Source organism: Clostridium sp., assembly GCF_030532265.1.
Classification (GTDB): domain Bacteria; phylum Bacillota; class Clostridia; order Clostridiales; family Clostridiaceae; genus Clostridium.
Genome location: NZ_JAUNLM010000095.1, coordinates 1 through 4,438, shown reverse-complemented (window position 1 = coordinate 4,438; position 4,438 = coordinate 1). Strand labels below are relative to the sequence as shown.

Annotated in this window: 4 protein-coding genes; 1 reads left to right on the top strand and 3 read right to left on the bottom strand. The window is 25.6% G+C overall.

What is annotated here, in order from left to right:
- Nucleotides 1–316: 316 nt before the first annotated feature.
- The 3 genes from nagE to Q4E08_RS11605 all read right to left on the bottom strand — a co-directional run bounded on the left by nagE (nt 317) and on the right by Q4E08_RS11605 (nt 3,476).
- Entirely contained in the window at nt 317–1,732 is a 1,416-nt protein-coding gene (nagE, locus tag Q4E08_RS11615; protein WP_303131117.1) for an N-acetylglucosamine-specific PTS transporter subunit IIBC, read from the bottom strand.
- Between the two features lie 260 nt (nt 1,733–1,992).
- Complete coding sequence (locus Q4E08_RS11610; protein ID WP_303131116.1) at nt 1,993–2,841, bottom strand: glucose PTS transporter transcription antiterminator GlcT; 849 nt, start codon at nt 2,839–2,841, stop codon at nt 1,993–1,995.
- A gap of 233 nt (nt 2,842–3,074) precedes the next feature.
- Nucleotides 3,075–3,476 (bottom strand): hypothetical protein, encoded by a 402-nt coding sequence (locus Q4E08_RS11605; protein ID WP_303131114.1) that lies wholly within the window; start codon nt 3,474–3,476, stop codon nt 3,075–3,077.
- Between the two features lie 649 nt (nt 3,477–4,125).
- Between Q4E08_RS11605 and Q4E08_RS11600 the strand changes: the two genes are divergently transcribed.
- Nucleotides 4,126–4,284, top strand: coding sequence for a hypothetical protein (locus tag Q4E08_RS11600; protein ID WP_303131113.1), 159 nt, complete (start codon nt 4,126–4,128; stop codon nt 4,282–4,284).
- Nucleotides 4,285–4,438: the final 154 nt, after the last annotated feature.

Sequence of the window (4,438 nt, the reverse complement as noted above, 5' to 3'; positions counted from 1 at the left end):
AAAAAACACTCTATTTAAAAACAAATAGAGTGTTTACAGAGTTTAATTTTAAAACTCAAAAACTAAAGAATATTATTATTAAACTTAAGAAATATTATTGGCGTTCTTTGGGTATTTAATAGTTTTTTATTTATATAATATGGTTAACATAAATAATTAAATTTAAGTATTTGTACAATGGTATTTACATTAATAAGTCCAAATTGTTGAGCGGAGTGAGTTTTAGACTTTAGTAAATACCATATAACAAAAACTATAAATTATTATTAAAATTATATAATTCTCAAAAGTTTAATATATAACTTCTATTAATTTACTACATAAGCTTTTTCATTTGAGATACTAATGGATCTGCAATTGTTCCAACTATTACTTGTACATTTTTAGAATCTAATTTCATTATTCCACTAGCACCTAATTTTTTAATTTCTCTTTCATTCATTTTTGATGAATCTTTAAGAACTAATCTTAATCTTGTTACACATGCATCTAAGTGTTCTATATTTTCTTTTCCACCTAAAGCATTAATCATAGCTTCTGCCTTAGCTTTTATTGGTGAAGAAGCTGATGCTGAGTAATCACCATCTGATACCTCTTCTAATAAATCTGCTCCAGTTTCTTCTCTTCCTGGAGTTGGTAAGTTAAATTTCTTAATTACAAGATAGAAAACTACAAAATAAATTGCTGCAAATATTAAACCTACAACTGCAATCATTATTGGTTTTGATGAAATACCAAAGCTTAAAAGATAATCTAAAAGACCTGCTGAGAATCCAAATCCCATCTTCATTCCAAATATATTTGCTACTGCCAGTGCTATTCCTGTCATAATTGCATGGAATACATAAAGTACTGGTGCTAAGAACATAAATGTAAATTCGATTGGTTCTGTAATACCTGTTAAGAATGCAGTTGCTGCTATACTTATAAGCATACCTGTTACAGCTTTTCTATTTTCTTTTTTAGCTGCTGCTATCATAGCTATACAAGCTGCTGGTAATGCAAACATCATTATAAAGTAGAATCCTGTAGTATATGCTCCTGCAGTTGGATCTCCTGCAAAGAATCTATTAATATCTCCAGTTACAACTCCATCTGGACCTTGGAATGTTCCAAATTGGAACCAGAATATAGTGTTAAGTACGTGATGTAAACCAAAAGGAATAAGTAATCTGTTTAATACTCCAAAAACAAATGCTCCAATTGCTCCAGCTTGAGCCATTGAATTACCAAATGCATTTAAGTTACCTTGAATCATTGGCCAAACGTATCCTGCAACAAATCCTAATGCTAAGCAAGTAAATGCTGTTGCTATTGGTACAAAACGCTTTCCTCCAAAGAATCCCAAGAACTGTGGAAGTTGAATATCTCTAAATCTGTTATAAAGTAATCCTGCAACTACTCCCACAATAACTCCAGCTAAAACTCCCATATTAATTTCTTTATCAAAGGAAGTTGCCACATTAGTAATAGTAAAATAACCAACTGCAGCTGCAAGTCCTGCAACACCATTATTTTCTTTAGCAAGTCCTATTGCAATACCAATTGCAAATAAAATTGCCATATTGTCAAAGATAGCAGCCCCTGCTTTATTCATCCAAACAATGTCTAAAACATCTGGAGCTCCAAGTCTTAGTAGAAGTGCTGCTGCTGGTAAGCAAGCAACTGGCGTCATAAGTGCTTTACCTAGCTTTTGTAATGGGCCAAGTATTTTTCCATTTCCTTTTGCCATTATAATTCCCCCCAACATAAATTTTTTATATTTAGATAGGCGATTAAAAGTAAGAATTATGATATTATAGCTATAAATTTATTTTTAAGCACAAAAAAAGCTGGAAAGAATATACCTATACCGTTAGTATGGTATTCTCCCCAGCTAATGCCCAAATTTAAATTGGTAACACGCCGATCTAAACATTATTTGCTTTATCAATTTAATTTTATTTCATTTTGAAAATCTTGTCAACGATTTCAACATATTTTTTTAAATTTCTACAAAGATAATTTTAATCTTTCTATATGCATAGCTAAATAAGCAATTTCATCATCTTCAATCTTAGTATTTAACTCGTCTTCTAACAATTTACTTATATAACTTGCAATTTCATAAGACTTTTCATATTTTTCTTTAATAACACTTGTAAGTTCATTTTTTATAGTTTTCTTAGTTAATAATCTCTCTATTGCAAATCTTATATGAGTTAAAAACCTTGCATAATCTAATGATTTTTTATTAATTTTTATTTTTAATTTTTCTTCAACATTTTGAACTATTAAATTGCTTAAATAGCTATACTTTATAGTGTGAGAAAGCTTACTATTATTTATTGCTGAATGAATGTGTAAGGCTATAAATCCAATTTCCCCATTTGGTACTTTTACATTAAATTTTTCTCCAATTTTTTTAGAAGCTTCTGATGCTAAATTAAATGCTTTTGGATATAAAGTTTCTATTTCAACTATAAAAGGATTTTGTATTTCTTCCCCATCTTTAAGCCTTTTTATTGCAAAATATAAGTGATCAATAAGTCCTATATGTATATTTTCACTTAATTCTTCTCCTAAACTTTCTGATATGCTATATATGATTTCTTCACAGAAAGCAAAAAATTCTGAATCAACTCTATCAACTATTTTATTTAAGTTTATTAAATTATTTTCATCTTCAATAGTAAATAATTTATCAACTTCTGTTCCTTTTAAAATTTTTTCTCCAAATCTTTTGCCAAATCCTATACCTTTTGAAAATAATATTTTTTCTTTTCCTTTTGACTTAACTAAAACTATACTATTATTAAAAACTTTAGTTACAACAACATCATTACTTAACTTTACTCCCATTTAACCCTCCCATAGATTTAAAATTTTACTTTTTACCCCATTTAAGTAATATCATAACATACTATGATATAATAAATATTAATTAATCTTCATTATAAAAGCAATATATTTTTATAATTTAATAAATTTTATTTATAAAAGTTATAAAAAAGAGAGATAAATTTTAATACTTTATCTCTCTTTAAACTATATTAATAAAAATATATTAAGTTTTTTCTTTAAATAAACTTTTATTATTTAGTATTTTTCTTTGAGAAAAATTTAAATAAAGTTGTTCCTGCTGCTACTGCTAAAGCTCCAACTGCAATTTTACCTTTGTGTTTTCCAAAAATATTTTGCTTAGGCTTTTCTTCAATTGTCATAGTAACTACTACTTCACTACTATCACCTTTGCTACTATAAATTTCTGATAATCTTTTTAACTTAAAATACTTTTCTTTTGAAAAATTCTTCATTATTTCTACTGAATATCTATCTATGTAATTTCCTAGGCTTTCATTATTTTTACGTACAATTTCTCTGCCATTGTCTATATCAAATATGTCTTCATTTAAAGCTTTTGCTTCTAATGCTTTAATTTCACTTTCATCCCCATTTAAGACAACTAAGTCTATTAATTTTTCTTTTATATCCATACAATTCAAACCTCCCTTTTAGTTTGTAATAACGCTTAAAAAATATATTAGCCTTCTCTTTAAAGCTATATATATTTTATAAATTACATTGATTTTATTATAACTAAACATTCTTTACAATATGTTAAATATTAAATTTATATTAATAAAATATAAGCTTTTAATTAATCACTTAAACCCTTTATAAATAAAGGGTTTAAATGTAATTTATCCTCTAATAAATAGTATGTCCTAAATCCTTTTATAATATTAAATAATCTTTAAATATATATGTTCTAAACACATTTATAATATTAATAATCTTTATTATAGTTTTGTGCATAAGTTTATTTATAATACTTATAAATAAGTTTAAATAGTTTTTATTATTTAAACAAAGTTATAAATAATTCTTTATAATTTATAATTAACAAAAGGTACTTTTATCAAAATAACCTATCTAATTCTTTAAAATAAGCTATCATTAACTAGATTTAATAATAAAAATCATCACTGTGGTAAAAATATTATTAAACTATCAATTTATTTTATATTAATATTAAGAACTCAATTCATAAAAACTTTTCAAATTATTTCTTGATAATTATTATTACTTAATATATAATATAAACATAAAGTGATTGAGAGTTATAGATAGGAGATGTTAATTATGAGCGATAAAGAAAACTTAAACAAATATGAACAAATTTATGAAGAAGAAAAGAAAGTTAACCCACAAAATCCATGTGATCCATCACATCCAGATTATCCATGGGTACCATGTGGATTAGATAATAAAGACAAAAAAGAAAATAAAGAAAACAAGTAATTTAATTTAAATTAAGCTAGTTAACCAAAAAATATCCCATAATAGATAAAAGAGAGTGTTTTTTTAAAACACCCTCTTTTATTTTTTTCTTTTAATTATTTATTTTAAATATATTCTCTAAATCTATCTGGTATTTCACCAACGAATCTCTTGT

What these genes read in the sequence shown, in the direction of transcription:
- nagE (WP_303131117.1), bottom strand. Translation starts at nt 1,732, where the DNA reads ATGGCAAAAGGAAATGGAAAAATACTTGGCCCATTACAAAAGCTAGGT.
- Q4E08_RS11610 (WP_303131116.1), bottom strand. Translation starts at nt 2,841, where the DNA reads ATGGGAGTAAAGTTAAGTAATGATGTTGTTGTAACTAAAGTTTTTAAT.
- Q4E08_RS11605 (WP_303131114.1), bottom strand. Translation starts at nt 3,476, where the DNA reads ATGGATATAAAAGAAAAATTAATAGACTTAGTTGTCTTAAATGGGGAT.
- Q4E08_RS11600 (WP_303131113.1), top strand. Translation starts at nt 4,126, where the DNA reads ATGAGCGATAAAGAAAACTTAAACAAATATGAACAAATTTATGAAGAA.